12 protein-coding genes and 1 pseudogene are annotated in these 18,807 nt (G+C 73.4%); 6 read left to right on the top strand and 7 right to left on the bottom strand.

The features are described from left to right. Positions 1 to 413: 413 nt before the first annotated feature. The gene (gene absR1 / locus QC385_RS10075) at positions 414 to 1,499 is read right to left on the bottom strand and encodes a beta-glucuronidase AbsR1 (RefSeq protein WP_279540915.1); all 1,086 of its coding nucleotides are present in this window, start codon (positions 1,497 to 1,499) and stop codon (positions 414 to 416) included. Between the two features lie 95 nt (positions 1,500 to 1,594). Here absR1 and QC385_RS10070 point away from each other — a divergent pair, with 95 nt between their 5' ends. After that, a complete protein-coding gene (locus QC385_RS10070) occupies positions 1,595 to 3,322 on the top strand; it encodes a LuxR family transcriptional regulator AbsR2 (protein WP_279540914.1) in 1,728 nt (575 codons plus the stop codon). 44 nt (positions 3,323 to 3,366) lie between these two features. On the opposite strand, the gene QC385_RS10065 is transcribed toward QC385_RS10070, so the two are convergent. Continuing rightward, positions 3,367 to 5,934, bottom strand: coding sequence for a CHAT domain-containing protein (locus QC385_RS10065; protein WP_279541240.1), 2,568 nt, complete (start codon positions 5,932 to 5,934; stop codon positions 3,367 to 3,369). Between the two features lie 178 nt (positions 5,935 to 6,112). Between QC385_RS10065 and QC385_RS10060 the strand changes: the two genes are divergently transcribed. From QC385_RS10060 to QC385_RS10050, 3 genes are all read left to right on the top strand, one after another. After that, on the top strand, positions 6,113 to 7,543 hold the full coding sequence (locus tag QC385_RS10060; RefSeq protein ID WP_279540913.1) for a S8/S53 family peptidase: 1,431 nt from the start codon (positions 6,113 to 6,115) through the stop codon (positions 7,541 to 7,543). Between the two features lie 62 nt (positions 7,544 to 7,605). Then, positions 7,606 to 8,181 carry an RNA polymerase sigma factor gene (locus QC385_RS10055; protein ID WP_279540912.1) on the top strand — a complete coding sequence of 192 codons (576 nt, stop codon included), beginning with the start codon at positions 7,606 to 7,608 and terminating at the stop codon, positions 8,179 to 8,181. Further along, positions 8,178 to 8,666 carry a hypothetical protein gene (locus QC385_RS10050; protein WP_279540911.1) on the top strand — a complete coding sequence of 163 codons (489 nt, stop codon included), beginning with the start codon at positions 8,178 to 8,180 and terminating at the stop codon, positions 8,664 to 8,666. The genes QC385_RS10055 and QC385_RS10050 overlap by 4 nt, the downstream gene beginning before the upstream one ends. 10 nt (positions 8,667 to 8,676) lie before the next feature. Here the strand turns inward: QC385_RS10050 and QC385_RS10045 are convergent. The 5 genes and pseudogenes from QC385_RS10045 to QC385_RS10025 form a co-directional block, all read right to left on the bottom strand. Continuing rightward, positions 8,677 to 9,659 (bottom strand): annotated as a pseudogene (locus QC385_RS10045) (cytochrome P450). A gap of 59 nt (positions 9,660 to 9,718) precedes the next feature. After that, on the bottom strand, positions 9,719 to 10,513 hold the full coding sequence (locus QC385_RS10040) for an N-formylglutamate amidohydrolase (RefSeq protein ID WP_279540910.1): 795 nt from the start codon (positions 10,511 to 10,513) through the stop codon (positions 9,719 to 9,721). Between the two features lie 128 nt (positions 10,514 to 10,641). After that, complete coding sequence (locus QC385_RS10035; protein ID WP_279540909.1) at positions 10,642 to 12,861, bottom strand: NADP-dependent isocitrate dehydrogenase; 2,220 nt, start codon at positions 12,859 to 12,861, stop codon at positions 10,642 to 10,644. A 926-nt stretch (positions 12,862 to 13,787) separates the two neighbouring features. Continuing rightward, positions 13,788 to 14,885: a mechanosensitive ion channel family protein gene (locus QC385_RS10030; RefSeq protein WP_279540908.1), complete on the bottom strand. Its 1,098-nt coding sequence runs from the start codon at positions 14,883 to 14,885 to the stop codon at positions 13,788 to 13,790. A gap of 229 nt (positions 14,886 to 15,114) precedes the next feature. Further along, entirely contained in the window at positions 15,115 to 16,098 is a 984-nt protein-coding gene (locus tag QC385_RS10025) for a lysylphosphatidylglycerol synthase transmembrane domain-containing protein (protein ID WP_443032873.1), read from the bottom strand. A gap of 212 nt (positions 16,099 to 16,310) precedes the next feature. Between QC385_RS10025 and QC385_RS10020 the strand changes: the two genes are divergently transcribed. Both QC385_RS10020 and QC385_RS10015 read left to right on the top strand, forming a co-directional pair. Then, positions 16,311 to 18,197, top strand: a complete 1,887-nt coding sequence (locus QC385_RS10020) for an ABC transporter ATP-binding protein (RefSeq protein ID WP_279541238.1) — start codon at positions 16,311 to 16,313, stop codon at positions 18,195 to 18,197. A 102-nt stretch (positions 18,198 to 18,299) separates the two neighbouring features. Next, positions 18,300 to 18,806 (top strand): hypothetical protein, encoded by a 507-nt coding sequence (locus QC385_RS10015; RefSeq protein WP_279540907.1) that lies wholly within the window; start codon positions 18,300 to 18,302, stop codon positions 18,804 to 18,806. The last annotated feature ends 1 nt before the right edge of the window (position 18,807 follow it).

Here is an 18,807-nt window from a genome sequence, read left to right as displayed (position 1 = left end):
GCCGTTGAACGCTCTTCACCCCCGGGGCGGATCCACGGCGCCACGGCCGGTGCGCCCCGCGTCCGCCCCGCCGCCCTCGGCGAGGCCGGCGACGGCACCTCGTCCGTCGGCCGTGCGCCCCCGCCCCGGCCGGACATCGGCGTGAACGAGCGGATGGCGGCGCACGCTCCGGCGGGCCGCACCCGGCGGTTCAGGACGCCGTGGCCGACGACGTATGGCGTGGCAGCCGACGTACAGCGCGGCCGACGACGTACAGCGCGGCCGACGACGTACAGCGCGGCCGACGACGTACAGCGTTGCCGACGGCGCATGGCGTGGTCGAGGACGTCACCCACCCCCGATGAGGCGACGTCCTCGACCCTTCCCCCGGCGCCGGACTGTGGCTCAGCCGCCCGCGCGGCGCTTCCGTGCCGTCACCAGCACATCACCGCCGTCTCGCCGGAACCCCAGGCGGAGTGCAGGCGTACGCGGACGAAGTAGCGGCGGCCCTTGACGAGCCGGGCGCCGATCGTGGCGTTGTGCGGAGTTCCTCCGTCGTCCTGCCCGGCGAGGTAGCGGGGTTCCCCGTCCCGCTCCTCGAAGACCACGACGACGGCGTCGCTGTCGCCGAAGGTGCCCAGCGTGTACGTGCGGGTCTGAGGCGGGTCGACGACGAAGTCGGCCTGCTCGCCCGGCCCGAGACCGAGCGGCACCGAGCGGAACGGCACCAGCGCGGGCGGGCCGGCCGGATGCGCCGGCGGATACCAGCGGAGCGCGAACTCCTTGTCGGCGGCGGACAGGGTGCCGGGCGGGTTGAGACCCGCACGGTACTGCTCCGGCTCCAGGACCAGCCCCGACGGGAACGGGAACTCCATGATCGAATGCGGGTCCCAGACGGAGCCGTTGACCTCGTCCGGGTCGAGCTTGCGCAGGATGTTGTAGTACGTCCGCTCCCGGCTCCAGTGGTGGGGCGGGCCCGCCAGTTCGGCGTACACGGCCTCGTCGTCCCAGTGGATGCCGGCGAACGGGCTCTGGTGCTCGTGCAGCATGCCGAGCGCGTGCCCGATCTCGTGCAGGGCCGTCCCGCGCTCCCCGGGCGCGGTCAGGTCCCAGCCGAAGTTCATGGTGCGCTCGTGTCGGCCGGCTTGCAGCGCGTCCCGGCCCACCGCCGACCAGGAGCCGGCGCCGAACTGGAACCCGATGCGCAGTTCGGCCTCGGAAGGGTCGTCGACCTCGGCGAAGGTGATCCCGATGCCGAGGTTCCGCCACTCCTCGAAACACTCGCGCACCACGTCCCGCTGCTCCCTGGCGCCGACCCACGACACCCGTCGCGTCATCCCCGTCCCCGGCACGGGGATGACGGACGCGTCGGTGTCGCGGTCGAAGAAGCAGTAGTGCAGGACCGTGCCGTTGACCCACATCCGCCGCCCGCTCGCGAGTGCGCTCAGCCGCTCGGCCGCCAGCCCGGGTGCGAAGGCGGGCGCCGGCGCCTGTGCCAGCGAGCAGTAGCGTGCGGTCATGGCCACAGCCTGCCCCGCGGCCGGTCCCGGGCGCCTGAGTCGGGGGCTACTCAAGTCGCCCTGTATCAGAAGTGAGTAGCGGCGCTCATGCAGGTGTGACGACTTACGAGCGGGACACGACGACGCTGGAGCTGCCCTGGCCGTTCGCCGGGCGGGAGGACGAACTGGAGCTGGTCCGCCGGTCCCTGGCCGGCGGACGCCGCGGCATGGTGGTGACGGGCCCGGCGGGCTGCGGCAAGACCCGCCTCGTCACCGAGGCGCTCCGCGGCACCGACTGCGCCCGGGCGGCGGGTACGCCCGAGAGCCGGGCCATCCCCTTCGCCGCGTTCGCCCATCTGCTGCCGGAGCCGGTCACCCTGCACCGCGCGGTCCAACTCCTTTCGAACGTACGGACGTTGGTCGTGGACGACGCCCAGCTGCTCGACGACGCCTCCGCCGCCCTGGTCCACCAGCTCGCCGTGCACGGCCGCACCCGCCTGCTCGTCGTCGCCGCGGACGGCACCCCGGTGCCGGGTGCGGTCTCCCGGCTGTGGACCGGTGAGCTGCTGCCGCGTCTCGCCCTGGAACGGCTGCCCGAGGAGGAGACCGCGCAACTGCTCGCGGCGGCCGGGGCCGGGCCACTCGAACCGCTGACCGTCAACCGGTTGCGGCGCCTGAGCCGGGGCGACCTGCGGCTGCTGCGCGACCTGCTGGGGGCCGTCCGCGGACAGTTGACCGTCGTGCCGGGCACCGGCGAACGGGCGTGGCGGGGTCCGGTGCCGCTGACCACGGCCGTCCGCGAACGCGCCGCCCACGTCCTCGGCCGCACCTGTCCGCTCGAACGGGAGATCCTCGACCGCCTCGCCTTCGCCGAACCCCTCTCGCGGACCCTGGACGACCTCGACCTCGGAGCCCTCGAAGTCCTGGAGTCCGACGGCCTGATCGAGGTCGACGACCTGAGCGGCGTCCGCCTCGCCCACTCCCTCCACGGCCCCGTGCTCAGAGCCGCGGCCGGCCGGCTGCGGGCGCGCCGGCTGGCCCGGACGCCGGACGCGTACGCCTCGGCACTCGACGCCGAATCGGCCGCACTGGCCCGCCGGATCGACCAGGACGACGTACGGGCGATGCCCACGCCCGTGGGGGAGTGGCTGGTCGCCGAGGGCGGCCCGCTGCCCGGCCGGTACGCCGCCGTACGCGCCCGGTTCGCCCGGCTGCGGGGCGAGTTGAGGGAGGCGGAGGCCTGGGCGCGAGAGGGCCTGCGGGGCGATCCCGGGGACGCGTCGTGCCGGGAGGAACTCGCCCGCGCCTGCGCACCGGTGGACAGCCGGGGGGACCTGGACCTCGAAGCCCTCACCGACCCCTACGACGCCGTCCGTCTCGGCGCCCCCGAGAAGGTCATCGACCGGCTGACCGGCGTGTTCGCCCGGCACGCCGACGCGCTCACCCGTGCCGACGGCCCGGCTCTGGACGAGGTGGCCGAGGAGCTGGAGCGGCGCGGTTTCACGCTGTTCGCCGCGGAGGCGCACGCCCAGGCCGCGCGCGCCCACCGTGATCCGAGCGCCGCCCGCCACTCCCGCACCCGGGCCGTCGCCCTGGCCCGGCGCTGCCAGGGCGCCCGCACACCTGCCCTGTCCGGGCTGGTCCTCGGCGAACTCACCGCCCGGCAGCGGCAGATCGTCACGCTCGCGGCGGCGGGCCTGAGCAACCGGCAGATCGCCGAGCGCCTCACCCTGTCGATCCGGACTGTCGGCAACCACCTGTACAGCGCCTACGCCCGCCTCGGCGCCAGCGACCGCGGCGCCCTGCCCTGGCTGACGGAAGTCCCGCAAGCCCAGCCTGCCTGAGGGCCACCACCCAGACCGGCGGCCTGACCCGAACAGGGGACGGGTCAGGCCGCCCCGAACGCCGAGAACGCCCACCCCGTGGCCTGGTGCAGCGCGTCGCCCGGCAGGGCGGCCCGGGCGTCGCGCAGCGCCTCCGCCAGGGACAGGCCGGCGCCCAGACCCTTGTGCAGCGCGAGCATCAACGGCACCACGGCGGCGTCGTTGACGGGCGCGCTGCACGCCACCACCCCGGCCGTGCCGAGCGGCAGCAGCGCGGTGACCAGGCCGAGCAGTTCGTCGGCGCCGACGGAGGCGAGGAGAGCGGTGTCGCAGCAGGACAGGATGATCCGGTAGGGGCTGCGGTCCAGACGCTCGAAGTCGTGCACCACGATCGGGCCGTCGGCCATCCGCAGGGAGGAGAACAGCGGGCTGTCCGCGCGGAACGTGCCGTGCGCGGCGATGTGCGCCAGCGCGGCCCCGTCCAGCTCCTCCAGCACGCGCGGCACCCGCGCCTCGTCGTCCTCCAGGACCGTCGCACAGGCGTACCGGCCGGCCAGTTCGGGCACCTCGGCGCCGCCCGTGGCCAGGCCCGGGCCGCGCACGAGCACATGGCGGCCGTCCGGCGGCGGCGCGGTCTCCCGGGCCCGCAGCCAGCTGCCCGCCGACGGCGACACGCTATGCACCCGTTCCCGCAGCGACGGCAGCAGCGCCCACGGCACCCGGTGCAGCCGCCCCGGCGGCACGATCACCACCGGACCGCCGCCCAGGTGCGCCGCGGCCGGCCCGAGCAGCAGCTCCTCCAGCCGCCGCCCCGCGGCCTCCACCACCGCAAGCCGCGCCTGAGCCCCGGGGTGCGCCAGCCGCCGCAGCCCCGCCTGCACGTGCTCCGCCTCGGTTTCCGCGTCGGCCAGCAGCCCGGCCTCGAACCTGCGCACCCGCCCCTGCGCGCACAGCAGCACCTGCACCCGCCCGTCGAGCACGGCGAGTTCCACCAGCCGTACCTCGTCGCCCAGCCGCTCCAGCAGCCGGCCGACGTCGAAGCGGTCGCCGCCACCGGGGGCCTCGCCGCGCATGTGCAGGGTCCTGGAGCGGATCTGCCGCTCCAGGCGCCGCTGTTCACGCTCCAGTGCCGGAACCGGCCTGCCCTCCATCCGGGCGGCCTCCGCGCGCGAGGCGATCTCACGGAAGGCGGTCATGCCGCTGAGCAGTTCCGGGTCGGCGGGCGGCCGGGTCGGCGGGGTGGACAGCACGGTGGCCCGCCAGCGCTCGCTCCACACCAGCAGCCGCCGCGGGCCACCGGAGACCAGGCTGGCCCGCCCGGCCAACGCGGCCAGTTCCGCGCCCTGTTCGGTGGCGCGGGCCCGCAACTCCGAGGCGCCCAGCGTCATCCGGTGGTCGTCGAGCACGTCCAGGCCGCGCCGGCACGCCTCCAGCACGCCCCGGGTGGACCCGGCGGCCCGGGCCCGCAGCGCCTGTGCCGCCCAGCCCGTCATCCGTGCCAGCGGCGGGCCGCTGCGCCGGCTGCGGGCGGCGACGGCCAAGTGCCGCTCCGCGTCCGCCGTCCAGCCCAGCCCCAGCGCGATACGTCCTGCCAGCAGCGACGCCTCCGGTGCGGCCGGCGCTCCGAACTCGGCCAGCTTCCCGGCCACCGCGGCGGCGTCGGCGACCAGCCGTCCCGAGCCGCGCCCGGCCGCGTGCCGCGCCTCGATCAGCACCAGCCGGGCGTGCGTCTCCCACCAGGTGCGGCGCTGCCCGGCGAACAGCCGTACCGCCACGGCGGCACGGGCGATCGCGGTGTGCGGGTCCCCGGCCAGCCGGGCGGCCCGCGCGGCGGTCAGCAGCAGTTCCGCCTTGCGGGTGGACTGCCCGCCGATCCCGTCCAGCTTCCCGATCGCAGCGTCCGCCTCGGCCAGCGCCTCCGGAGCCAGCCCGGCCGCCATCAGCACCTCGCAGCGCCGGATGTTCAGCATGAACGTCGGCGTGCCCAGCCGGGCGTACCGCTCCTCCGCTTCGTCGAGCAGCCGCAGCGCCGCCGGTACGTCACCGGACCGGAACGCGGCGAGCCCCCGGCTCTCCACCGCGTCGGCCTTGTCGTGCTCCTGGCCGGTGGTGTCCCACAGCGCCTCGGCCGCGGTGAAGTCCGCCTCGGCCCGCTCCACCGCGCCCAGCGCCAGGTGCACGGTCGCCCGCAGGGTCAGCGCCCGCGCCGTCCAGATCACGTCCTCCGCCTGCCGCAGCACGGGAATCGCCCGGCGTACGTCCTCCAGCGCCTCGCGATGGTGACCGAGCACCCACCACACGTACGCCCGCCGGTACAGCACCCGCGCCCGCGTGTGCCCGCCGCCCCGCGCGACCCCCCGCTCGAACGCGGCCAGGCCCTCCCGGGTGCGGCCCGCGTGCACCAGCGCCACCCCCAGGGTGGCCAGCACGTCCGCCTCCCGGTCGGCCGAGTCCGCCCGCGCCGCGAACTCCCTGGCCCGCCGCAGATGGTTCAGCGCGAGCCGCAGATCACCGAAGTCCCGCTGCCAGATGCCGATCACCTGATGGGCGACGGAGGCGTCCAGCGGCAAGGGATCGGCGTCGAGCAGCGCCCGGGCCCTCGCGAGAGCCTCGCCCGGGTCGGCGAACACCATCGGCAGCAGTTCCTGCACCGAGCCGCTTCCCGCTGTCACTCCTCGGATGGTAGTGGCCCCCGAACCGCGGCACACAGGGTTGGCTCTGTATCAAAAAGCCGCCCGGCGGCTCTTGTCGACGAGCACCGACGACCGTTCGCCGCACCGACCGACGCCGTCGCCCAGTGGGAGGACCCGCATGGCACCTCAGCGATTCCACGAGCAGTTCGACCAGATCCAGCGCTCGATGCCCGACGTCTCCCTGGCGATGGGACCGGACGACTCGGCCGAATTCATGTACGAGAAGGGCGTCGTCCTCGTCCGCGACGGCGAGGAGGCCCGGATCGTCGAGGACACCGTACGGGCGCATTTCACGGCGGCACCCGACCTCGACCAGGACCAGGTCCGCCGGGCCGGCCCACGGGCCAACCGCAGCGGCGTCACCCGGATCCGGGTCGGCGACCCCGGCGAGGGGAGCCGGGGAACCGACCGGGCCGTCGCGCAGGCCCTTCGGTCCGTGCGCGAGCGCGAGGCCCGGACCGGGCACCGGATGGCCGCCCGCAACCACGTGGTGCACATCGCGGTCAACGCCTGCCCAGGCGACGAACCCGTGCCCGTCCCGGCGAGCGAGCCGCCCAACCCGGCGGCCGCGGACACGGCGTACGACCCGGACAGCGCCGTCGGCGTCCTCGTCGTCGACACCGGCCTCACACACGACTACCGCTCCTGCACGCTCCTCGCCCACACCGGAGGCGACGCCCAGGTCCAGGAGTGCGACGAGCAGGGCATCCTCCAGCAGTACGTCGGGCACGGCACGTTCATCGCCGGGCTCGTCGCCGCCGTCGCGCCCAACACCGACATCACCGTGTGCGGCAGCCTCAACGACGCCGGCGCCATCCTGGAGTCGGAGTTCGGCGAGAAGCTCTTCGAGGCCGTCGACGCCGGCGGCTGGCCCGACGTCCTCAGCCTCTCCGCCGGCACCGCCAACGGCCGCACCGACGGCCTGCTCGGTGTGGAGAACTTCATGCGGGAACTGCGCGAGCAGCGCACCCTGCTGGTCGCCGCCGCCGGCAACAACGGCAGCGCCACCCCCTTCTGGCCCGCCGCCTACGCCGGCCTGCCCGGCTGGGAGGACTCCGTGCTGTCCGTCGGCGCGCTGCGCAGCGACGGCGAGTCCGGCGCCTGCTTCACCAACCACGGCCCCTGGGTGCGGGTCTACGCCCCCGGCGAGCGCCTCACCAGCGCCCTCACCGGTTTCGAGACACCCGTCCCGTATGTGTACCAGCACTCCACGTATGACGCCTGCCGCTACGGCTTCACCTACGGCTGCACCTGCCGTCACCCCCGCCACACCGGCATGCTGAGCGACGAGAACGCCTCCGCCAAGCCGGACCAGGTGATGTTCGAGGGGTACGCGCAGTGGAGCGGCACCTCCTTCGCCACCCCCGTGACCGCCGGTCTGGTCGCCGCCCACATGACGGCGCACAAGGAGACCGACCCGCGCGCGGCGCGGCGGCGACTGCTCGCCGCCGATACCGGGTTCGCGGAAGTGCGCGGGGCGCACGTACCCGCGCTGCGCCCGCCCACCTGGCGCCCCGTCCCCGTCGTCCCTCTCGCCCCCGGCCTGTGAGGGCCGGAACCGCCCCCTCCACGGCGTACGATGACCTGCCGTACTCGAGGGGTGGGGCTGCCGTGGACCGTACTGATGCCGGCGCGCTCGTCCAGGCCGCCGCCGACGGCGACGCGGCGGCCTGGAAGGCGCTCGTGGAAGGGCTGAGCCCCCTGGTGTGGTCCGTGGTGCGGGCCCACCGGCTGTCCGACGCGGACGCCCACGAGGTCTACCAGACCGCATGGTTCCGCTTCGCCCAGCACCTCGGGCGGATCCGGGAACCCGGCAAGGCGGGCGCGTGGCTGGCGAGCACCGCGCGCCACGAGTGCCTGAAGGTCATCCGGAGCGCGCAGCGGCTGACCCTGACGGACGATCCACGACTCCTGGACCGGGTCAGCGAGGACGGCACGCCGGAACAGTCGCTGCTCGACTCCGAGGAGGCCGCCGCCCAGAGCGAACGGGTACGGCGGCTGTGGCAGGAGTTCGAAGAACTGGGCGAGCGGTGCCGGCAGTTGCTGCGGGTGCTGATGGCCACGCCGCCGCCCAGCTACCAGGAGGTGTCCGCCGCGCTCGGGATCGCGGTGGGCAGCATCGGGCCGCTGCGCCAGCGCTGTCTGCGCCGCCTGCGGGCCCGGCTCGAAGCGCGGGGGGCGATATGAGCGACATGAACGACGACGAGCTGTCCGGCGAAGAGGACTGGGGGGACGAGGCGTTGGACGCCGGGCTGCTGGAGGAGGAACTCCGGCAGGCCGCCGCCGTCCTGGACCCCCTGCCGGCACAGCTCCAGCAACTCGCCGTCGACGCCTACGCGTTGCACGACCTGGACGCCCGCGTCGCGGAACTCACCTTCGACTCGCTGGTCGACGCCCTGCCGGTCCGGGGAGCCGGCGACCCGCCCCGGATGCTGACCTTCCAGGCGGGCGAGGTGACCGTCGACGTCGAGGTCACCGCACACGGGCTGATGGGCCAGGTGCTGCCGCCGCAGCCGGCCAGGATCGAGGTCCTGACCGGACCACGCCCCGGCTCCTCGCTCACGTCCGACGACCTGGGCCGCTTCACCGCCGCCGCACCGCCCCCGGGCCCGTTCGCCCTGCGGCTGCGGACGGGCGGGGACGTGGTGGTGACGGAGTGGCTGCGTGCCTAGCGTTCATCAGTCACCAGGTGCAGGGCAGCGTCCTCGGTCCCCGGATCATCGTCTTGCGGCGCCAGGCCACCTGATCCGCGGGGACGGCGACTCGTAGAACGGGCAGTCTGTCCCCAGGGTTTCGACGAGGAGCTCGGTCTGGAGGCGGGCGAGGACGGCGCCGGTGCAGTGGTGCGGTCCGTTGCCGAAGGACAGGTGCGGGTTGGGGTCACGGTCCGGGTCGATCCGGTCCGGCTCGGGGAAGACGTCCGGGTCGCGGTTGGCGGCGAGGTACGAGACGTAGACCGGGTCGCCCGCGCGGATGCGGTGCCCGCGCAGGTCGACGTCCTCCAGCGCGATCCGCGCCAGTCCGACGGAGCTGCGGTGCGGGACGTAGCGCAGCAGCTCGTCCAGCAGCGCGTCGCGCGCCGCGGGCCGCTCGTGCCACGTCTGCCGCAACTCGGGCCGGGTGAGCAGCAGATAGAGCATCTGCCCGCAGTTGTGGGTGACGCGCCGCCGCCGATCTGGAGCGGTCCGCCGAGGCCGACCGCCTCCGTCTCGCCGAGGTCGCCGGCGGCCCCGTACGACCTCGTCCACCAGGCCGTCGAGCAACTCCTGCGCGCGCGGCCGCAGCCGTTTCATCGCGCCGACGGTGAAGGCGCCCGCGACGACCTTGCGCAGCCGGTTGTGGTCGGGCTGGTCGGCGAAGGCGAGCGAACCGGGCCTCGGCTTGAAGTGCGGGGCTATCCGCGTCATCTGACGTCCGATCACCTGACGTCCAATCACCTCCGCGCGGCTGAACCGCGGATCGTTTGTGATCAGCTTGACGTCGTCGTGGCGGGTGGCCAGCCACACCCACCCCTCGCCGTACGGCAGCCGGATCCTGGTCAGCGGCCCCTCGCGCATCAGCTCCGCGAGGACCGGGTCGAACGCCGTCCCGTCCAGGTCGAGGGCGGGCCAGTCCCGTACCGGGGGCGGTGTCTGGCCGGTCAGCGTGATGGTCTCCTCCGTCATGTCCCCACCCTCACCGCGCCCCGCCGCTTGTCGCGCGGGAGTGCTCCAGCCGGTGGCGGTCAGGACACGGCGTCGACCAGGCGGGCCAGCGCGGCGGCGAGCCGCCCGAGACCGGGACCGGCGGGACCGCCCGGCTCGGTCATGTAGGTGTCCCGGCGGATCTCCACCATGAGCGACTCGACCCGCGGGTCGGTCCCGTAGAACTCGAGCGGCACGTAGGCGCCCCTGAAGGGGCTGTCGAGCCCCGTCTCCCCGATGTCCCCGAAGACCTGCCGCGCGGCGTCCAGCAGCCCGGGAGAGGTGTGGAAGGAGTCGGTGCCGAGACACACCGGCGGCCGGGGCCCCTCCCCGTGCAGCTCGTACGGCAGCCGGGCGCGGGGATACGAGTGCACGTCGATGATCACGGCCCGCCCGGTGGCCGCCAGCCGGTCCGCCACGGCCCGCGTCATCGCCCGCGCGTACGGCAGGAAGTACCGCTGGACGAGCGGCCCGGCCTCGACGTCCCCGGACCGCAGCACGGCGCCGTGCGTGGTCCGGGTGTAGACCGCGCCCATGCCGACGGCCCGCATCTCCTCCCGTTCGTCGGGGAAGCGCTCGGGGTCGACGACCAGCCGAGACAGCCGATTGACGAACCGCCACGGGACGACGCCCGCCGCCCGGGCCGCCGCCTCGGCGATCCGAGCCGTGTGCGCGTCGGTGATGTGGTCCAGCTCCCGCGCGAGCTCGTCGTCGCCCAGCACGATGCCCGCCCGTACGGACGGCGGTATCTCCCGCGCCGAGTGCGGGACATGCAGGATCACGGGGGAGTGCCCGGCGCCGGGCAGGACGTCGAAGGACCGGAGGTCGTCGGTCACGCGGCGGCTCCACGGGGGGTGGTGTCGAGGGGCTTCGATCGAAAGCCCGGCCACTTCGAACATAACTCCGCCCCGGCCGGGCGGTGCGCCGGCCGGGGCGGAGCGGAGGGACCGAAGTGCCCCGGGCGTCAGCTCAGGGACGCCAGCGCCTCGTTCCACGTGGCGGACGGGCGCATGACCTCAGCGGCCTTCGCCGGGTCGGGCTGGTAGTAGCCGCCGATGTCGGCCGGCTTGCCCTGGACGGCGTTCAGCTCTTCGACGATCTTCTGCTCGTTGGCGGCCAGCGTCTCGGCGATCGGGCCGAAGGCCTTCGCCAGGTCCGCGTCGTCGGTCTGCCGGGCCAGCTCCTGCGCCCAGTACAGGGACAGGTAGAAGTGGCTGCCGCGGTTGTCGATGCCGCCGACGCGCCGGGTCGGGGACTTGTCCTCGTTGAGGAAGGTCGCCGTGGCGCGGTCGAGGGTGTCGGCGAGGACCTGGGCGCGGGCGTTGCCCGTCACCTTGGCGAACTGCTCGAGGGACGGCACCAGGGCGAAGAACTCACCCAGGGAGTCCCAGCGCAGGTAGTTCTCCTTGACCAGCTGCTGCACGTGCTTCGGCGCCGAGCCGCCCGCACCCGTCTCGAACAGGCCGCCGCCCGCCATGAGCGGGACGACCGACAGCATCTTGGCGCTGGTGCCCAGCTCCAGGATCGGGAACAGGTCGGTGAGGTAGTCGCGCAGCACGTTGCCGGTGACGGAGATGGTGTTCTCGCCGCGCCGGATGCGCTCCACCGACAGCTTCGTGGCCTCGACCGGGTTCAGGATCCGGATGTCCAGGCCCTCGGTGTCGTGCTCCGGCAGGTACTGCTCGACCTTGGCGATCAGGTTGGCGTCGTGCGCGCGGGTCTCGTCCAGCCAGAACACCGCCGGGTCGCCGGTGGCGCGGGCGCGGGTGACGGCCAGCTTCACCCAGTCCCTGATCGGCGCGTCCTTGGTCTGGCAGGCGCGGAAGATGTCACCGGCCGCGACGGCCTGCTCGATGAGCGCGGTGCCGTTCTGGTCGACCAGGCGGACCGTACCCGTGGTGGCGATCTCGAAGGTCTTGTCGTGGCTGCCGTACTCCTCGGCCTTCTGCGCCATGAGGCCGACGTTCGGCACCGTGCCCATGGTGGACGGGTCGAAGGCGCCGTTGGCCTTGCAGTCCTCGATCACGGCCTGGTAGACGCCCGCGTAGGAGGAGTCCGGGATGACCGCCAGGGCGTCGTGCTCCTGCCCGTCCGGGCCCCACATGTGGCCGGAGGTGCGGATCATGGCCGGCATGGAGGCGTCGATGATGACGTCGGAGGGCACGTGCAGGTTCGTGATGCCCTTGTCGGAGTCGACCATCGCCAGCTCCGGGCCCTCGGTGAGCTCGGCGTCGAAGGAGGCCTTGATCTCGGCGCCCTCGGGCAGGGCGTCCAGGCCCTTGTAGATGCCGCCCAGACCGTCGTTCGGGGTCAGGCCGGCCGCGGCGAGCTTGTCGCCGTACTTCGCGAACGTCTTCGGGAAGAAGGCGCGCACCACGTGGCCGAAGACGATCGGGTCGGAGACCTTCATCATCGTCGCCTTCAGGTGCACCGAGAACAGCACGCCCTCGGCCTTGGCCTTGGCGACCTGCTCGGTCAGGAACTCGCGCAGCGCGGCGACCCGCATCACGGAGGCGTCGACGACCTCGCCCTTCTGGACGGGTACGGACTCGCGCAGCACGGTGGTGGTGCCGTCGTCGCCGACGAGCTCGATGCGCAGCGCGCCGTCCTCGGCGATCACCACGGACTTCTCGGTGGAGCGGAAGTCGTTCTGGCCCATGGTCGCCACGTCCGTCTTGGACTCGGCGGACCAGGCACCCATGCGGTGCGGGTGGGACTTGGCGTAGTTCTTCACCGACGCGGGGGCACGGCGGTCCGAGTTGCCCTCACGCAGGACCGGGTTCACGGCGGAACCCTTGACCTTGTCGTAGCGGGCGCGGATCTCGCGCTCCTCGTCGGTCTTCGGGTCGTCCGGGTAGGCCGGCAGCGCGTAGCCCTGGCCTTGGAGCTCGGCGATGGCCGCCTTGAGCTGCGGGATCGACGCCGAGATGTTCGGCAGCTTGATGATGTTGGCGGCGGGCGTCTTGGCCAGCTGGCCGAGCTCCGCGAGCGCGTCGGGGATGCGCTGGTCCTCGGTGAGGTACTCCGGGAACAGGGCGATGATGCGCCCGGCCAGCGAGATGTCGCGGGTCTCGACCGCGACACCCGCCTGCGAGGCGTACGCCTGGACCACCGGCAGGAAGGAATACGTTGCCAGGGCCGGGGCCTCGTCAGTGTGCGTATAGATGATGGTCGAGTCAGTCACCGGGTGCTCCGCTCCACGTCTGCAACATTGCTCGACATCAAGATATCTCCTGACGGACCTCGTCTCGACAGGGGTCCACGCCCAGTTTCGCGCCACCGACCGCCCCGGGGCCCCGGCCGGGGAGACGGTGCGGCGGGTGACGGCCCCGCGACTGCCCTGGTCGACGCGGCGACGGCTCCGGCGGAAGGGCCGCCGCTCTCGGCGGCACCGGCTTCTCCGGCCTCAGCCGGGTCTTCCGGCCGCCTCACCACGCTCGTCAGCTCGCCGCGAACGCCCGGGCTGGAACGCCGACGGGCTGCCGCGTGTCGTTGGCGGCTGGTTCCGGAGAGACTGACGACCGGTGGCCGGCTCGGGAGGGATCGGCGACCGGCGGTCGGCTCCGGAGGGATCGGCGACCGGCGACCGGCGGCCGATCCGCGAGCGGAGCGCGTACGTACCCGTCCCGCTCGCTCACGGCAGCTGGTCGGCGCGGCGACGGCTCCGGCGGGAGGGCCACGGCTCTCGGCGACGGGGTGCCGCGCGTGGTCGACGGCCGGTTCGGAGCGGCCGACGACCGGCGGTCGGCTCCGGAGGGATCGGCGACCGGCGGTCGGCACCGGAGCGACCGGCGACCGGCAACCGGCGGCCGATCCGCGAGCGGAGCGCGTACGTACCCGTCCCGCTCGCTCATGGCAGCTGGTCGGCGCGGCGACGGCTCCGGCGGAAGGGCCACGGCTCTCGGCGACGGGGTGCCGCGCGTGGTCGACGGCCGGTTCGGAGCGGCCGACGATCGGTGGCCGGCTCGGGAGGGATCGGCGACCGGCGACCGGCGGCCGATCCGCGAGCGGAGCGCGTACGTACCCGTCCCGCTCGCTCATGGCCCCGGGTGGTGCAGGTCACGGTGGCCGACCACCTGATCAAGAGCACCGCAGCGGCCCCGCGAGGCCTCAGTCGAACCGGGCCGAGGAAATCTCGTTCGGCTCGATCTCGCCGGTGCGCTGCTGCGGGATGACCACTCCGCCCTGCTGGAGCGCCACCGTCCGGGCCGGGGCGGGGATGCGGATGCCCTCCGCGCGGTAGCGCTTGTGCAGGCGCTTGATGAACTCGTGCTTGATCCGGTACTGGTCGCTGAACTCGCCGACGCCCAGGATGACGGTGAAGCCGATGCGCGAGTCGCCGAAGGTGTGGAACCGGATGATCGGCTCGTGGTCCGGCACCGCGCCCTCGACCTCGGTCATCGTCTCGGCGATGACCTCGTTGGTCACCCGCTCCACGTGCTCCAGGTCGCTGTCGTAGGCCACCCCGACCTGGACCAGGATGGTCAGCTGCTGCTCGGGGCGCATGAAGTTGGTCATGTTCGCCTGCGCGAGCTGGCCGTTAGGGAGCACGACGAGGTTGTTGGACAGGTTGCGGATCGTCGTCTGCCGCCAGTTGATGTCCTCGACGTAGCCCTCCTCACCGCTGCTGAGCTGGATGTAGTCACCGGGCTGGACGGTCTTGGAGGCGAGGATGTGGATGCCCGCGAAGAGGTTGGCGAGGGTGTCCTGAAGTGCCAGCGCGACCGCCAGACCGCCGACTCCGAGGGCGGTGAGCATCGGGGCTATGGAGATCCCCAGCGTCTGGAGCACCACCAGGAAGCCGATCGCCAGGACCAGGATCCGGGTGATGTTGACGAAGATCGTGGCCGAGCCGGCGACACCGGAACGGGACTGGGTGACCGTGCGCACCAGGCCGGCCACCACCCGCGCCGCCGACACCGTCGCCACGGAGATGAGCAGCACCGTCAGCACCTGGTTGGTGTGGTGCTGCACCGTCTTCGTCAGCGGCAGTACCGCCGCCGCGCCCGCCGCGCCCCCCACCACCGCGGCCCACGGCAGCACGGCCCGCAGCGCGTGCACGATGACGTCGTCCCCGCTCCAGCGGGTGCGGTCGGCGTGCCGGCCCAGCCAGCGCAGCAGCATGCGCAGCGCGAAGGCCGCCAGCAGGCCCGACGCCAGGGCGATGCCGGCGAAGACCAGATCGTCCGCGGTGAGCGCCCGGTTCACCTGTCACCTCCGGGAAGAAATACTGCGGCGAACGCCGTCACCGGCGGCCGGATGTGAAGTTTCGTCACGTCGTCACCTGTTCGTCCTGCGGGTTGTCCGGTCGCGCCCGACCACCCTGACCCGGGGTCGGCGCGATCGTTCATACTGCCGCATTCCGTAAGGTGGTTCGTACCGCGGAACGGGCCAAGGCGCGGGCGCTGCGCCCGGACGCCCAGGACCTGCCGGCCGGTCAGATCACCTTGAGGCGTACCAGCGCAGCCAGCGTCAGCGCGCCCGGCACCAGGGGCAGCCAGACCGTGATGACCCGGAAGGCCAGCACCACGGCCGTGGCCACCGCGGCCGGGCCGCCCGCCGCGACCAGCGCCATGACCAGCGCCGCCTCCACCGAGCCGATCCCGCCCGGGGTGGGCACAAGCGCGACGGCGACCGTCGCCGCCAGGTAGGCCACCGCCATGTGCGCGGGCGGCACGTCCAGCCCCATCGCCCGGCCCACCAGTACCAGTACGGTCGCCTGCAACGCGGGGAACGCGAAGGAGCCGCCCCACAGGGCCAGGGCCCGGGCCGGGCGGGTGTGCACCGAGCGGGCCTCGCCGAGCGCCGTCCGCAGGAAGGACAGCACGGCCGAGCGCACCCGGCCGACCAGGGACAGCACGGCCACCGCGATGACGAACACCACACCGGCACCGGCCAGCAGCGGGCCGAACGCCGTCTCCGGAACCAGGGTGCCGAGCCGCAGCGCGTCCGGGAACGTGACGAGCAGGATGCCCAGCAGGGCCACCCGGCCGATGCTCTCCGCCAGCAGATACAGCGCGAGAGCCGCCGAGGAGCGGGCCAGCGGCAGCCCGCACACCGTCATGAACCGCAGGTTGACCGCGCTCGCGCCCAGCCCGGTCGGCAGCAGGTGGTTGGCCGCGCCCGCCGCGAACTGCGTGGCGAGCAGCCGCCGTCGGGGCAGCCGCTCGACGACCGCGCCCTGCCGGGTGCAGGCGGCGGCGACCCAGGTCAGACAGGTCGCGCCCACCGCGGCCAGCAGCCACGGCCATGCGGCGTTCCCCAGATGAGCGAAGCCCTCGGCCAGCACCGACCGGTGCCGCACCGCGACCACGGTGACCAGCAGGAGCGGAAGCAGACACAGGATCTGACGCAGGCGGCGGACCGGGACGCGACGGGGGAGTCGTCCCGGGCGGAGTTCGGGGAGTTGTACCGCTGTCACGTCCGCAGAGGCTTCCCACGCCCCGCCAACGGCGGGTTGCGGACGGGCGGACGGCGTCTTACGCGCGGGGAGCGGCTGGGAGGAGAGCGTCATCGGGGCCTTTGCGGGGGGACGGGGTGAGGGGGTTCGGGCCGATTGTGCGGGATGTCGGGGCGATGTGCGAGCGCCTTGACCTCAAGATTGCTTGAGGTTCTACGTTCCTTCCCATGAGTATGGAGACCACAGCGTGGACACAACTGCACAGCGTCATGAACGCCCAGGAGGAGCGCCGCCCGCTCGCCCTCGCCACCCTGCGCCGCATCGGCGCGTTCGCCCGCCCGCACCGGCGCCGCATCGCCCTCTTCGTCCTCCTGGGCGTGGGGACCGCCCTGCTCGCCGTGGCGACCCCCGTCCTGGCCGGAAGCGTCGTCGACGCGATCGTCTCGGACGGCAGCGAGAGCACCGTCGTACGCCTGTCCCTGCTCATCGCGCTGATCGCGGTGGCGGAGGCGGCGCTCGGCATCCTCGGCCGGAGGCTGTCGGCGACCCTCGGCGAGCACCTCATCCTCGATCTGCGGACCGCCGTCTTCGACCATGTGCAGCGCATGCCGGTGGCGTTCTTCACACGCACTCGTACGGGCGCGCTCGTCTCCCGGCTCAACAACGACGTGATCGGCGCCCAGCGGGCGTTCAGCAACACCCTGTCCGGAGTGGTCAGCAACCTCGTCACGTTGCTGCTCACACTCGCCGTGATGCTCACGCTGTCGTGGCAGATCACCCTGCTCGCACTGGTGCTGCTGCCGGTGTTCGTGATCCCGGCCCGGCGCATGGGCAGCCGTATGGCCCGTATGCAGCGGGAGGCCGCGACGCTCAACGCGGCCATGGGCACCCGCATGACCGAGCGCTTCTCCGCACCCGGCGCCACCCTGGTCAAGCTCTTCGGGCGCCCCGGGGAGGAGTCGGCGGAATTCGCCGAACGCGCCCGCCGGGTCGCGGACATCGGCGTCCGGACGGCCACCGCCCAGGCCGCGTTCATCACCGCCCTCACCCTGGTCTCCGCCCTCGCCCTGGCCCTGGTCTACGGCCTCGGCGGCACCCTCGCCCTGCGCGGCACCCTGGAGCCCGGCGCGGTCGTTTCGCTGGCGCTGCTCCTGACCCGGCTCTACGCGCCGCTGACCGCGCTGGCCGGAGCGCGGGTGGAGGTGATGAGCGCCCTGGTGAGCTTCGAGCGGGTCTTCGAGGTGCTCGACCTGAAGCCGCTCATCGAGGAGAAGCCGGACGCGCGCCGGGTGCCCGACGGGCCCGTCGCGGTCGAGTTCGACCAGGTCCGCTTCGGTTACCCCGCCGCCGACAAGGTCTCCCTGGCCTCCCTGGAGGAGGTCGCCACACTCGACAGGCGAGGCGGTGACGAGGTCCTGCACGGCATCTCCTTCCGCGCCGAACCGGGGCAGACCGTGGCGCTCGTCGGCTCCTCCGGCGCGGGCAAGTCGACCGTCGCGGGGCTGCTGCCGCGCCTGTACGACGTCGACGAGGGCGCCGTACGCGTCGGCGGCGTCGACGTCCGTGACCTGAGCGCGGGCTCCCTGCGGGAGACTCTCGGCATGGTCACCCAGGACGGGCACCTCTTCCACGACACCGTCCGCGCCAACCTCCTCCTGGCCCGTCCCGCGGCCACGGAGAGCGACCTGTGGGACGCCCTGCGCCGGGCCCGCCTCGACGACCTCGTACGGTCGCTGCCCGACGGTCTCGACACGGTGGTCGGCGAACGCGGCTACCGCCTGTCCGGCGGAGAACGCCAGCGCATGACCATCGCCCGGCTGCTGCTGGCCCGGCAGCGCGTCGTCATCCTCGACGAGGCCACCGCCCACCTCGACAACACCTCCGAGGCCGCCGTCCAGGAGGCACTCGCCGAAGCCCTCGAAGGAAGGACGGCGGTCGTGATCGCCCACCGGCTCTCCACGATCCGGACAGCCGACCAGATCCTGGTCGTCGAGGCCGGCCAAATCGTGGAACGCGGCACGCACGAGGAACTCCTGGCGGCGGGGGAGCGGTACGCGGAGCTGTACCGGACCCAGTTCGGCGGGACGGAGAGCACGGTCGTGGAGGAGGCCGCCGCATAGCAGGCCCGACCTCGGTGAACGGCTCCGGGTGCGCGTCCGTACCTCTGACGAGTACTCCTTCCCGCCCGCGAGGGCGGGACGGTCCGCATCCGGAGAGACGACGTGTCCCAGCAGCAACCGCACGCACGATCCAGCCGCCGGCCCCTGTCCCGGGCCCTGCGGCTGCGCGCCGCCGCACCGGCCGCCGCACTGGTGATGCTCCCCCTGGTCACCGCCTGCGGCGGCGGTGACGACGCCGAGCCCGCCGCCCGCGGCAGGACGGCCACCCCGAGCGGGTCCGCCGCTCCCGCCGCCGGCGTCGTCGCGCCGGCGAAGGTGGAGGTGATCGCCGGCCTGACCGGCTGCGAGGTGAAGATCCGCACCGAGGCGGACGAGCTGCGCGAGGGCGTGTGCCACACGAAGAAGGGCGACTACCTCATCACCACCTTCCCCGAGGAGAAGCTCAAGGAGACCTGGCTGGAATCGGCCAGCGTCTACGGGGGCAAGTACCTCGTCGGCATGCGCTGGGTGGTCAGCGCCAAGCCGGAGATGCTCGAACCCCTCCGCGCGAAACTGGGCGGCACCGTCCGGGAGTTGCGGGGCATCGGGCCCAGCGCGGACGCCTCCTGAG

Origin of the sequence: Streptomyces sp. DH10 (assembly GCF_029813805.1) — a bacterium.
Taxonomy (GTDB): domain Bacteria; phylum Actinomycetota; class Actinomycetes; order Streptomycetales; family Streptomycetaceae; genus Streptomyces; species Streptomyces coeruleofuscus.
Note: the sequence above shows the minus strand (reverse complement) of the source record. Positions and strands in the feature narration are given on the sequence as shown.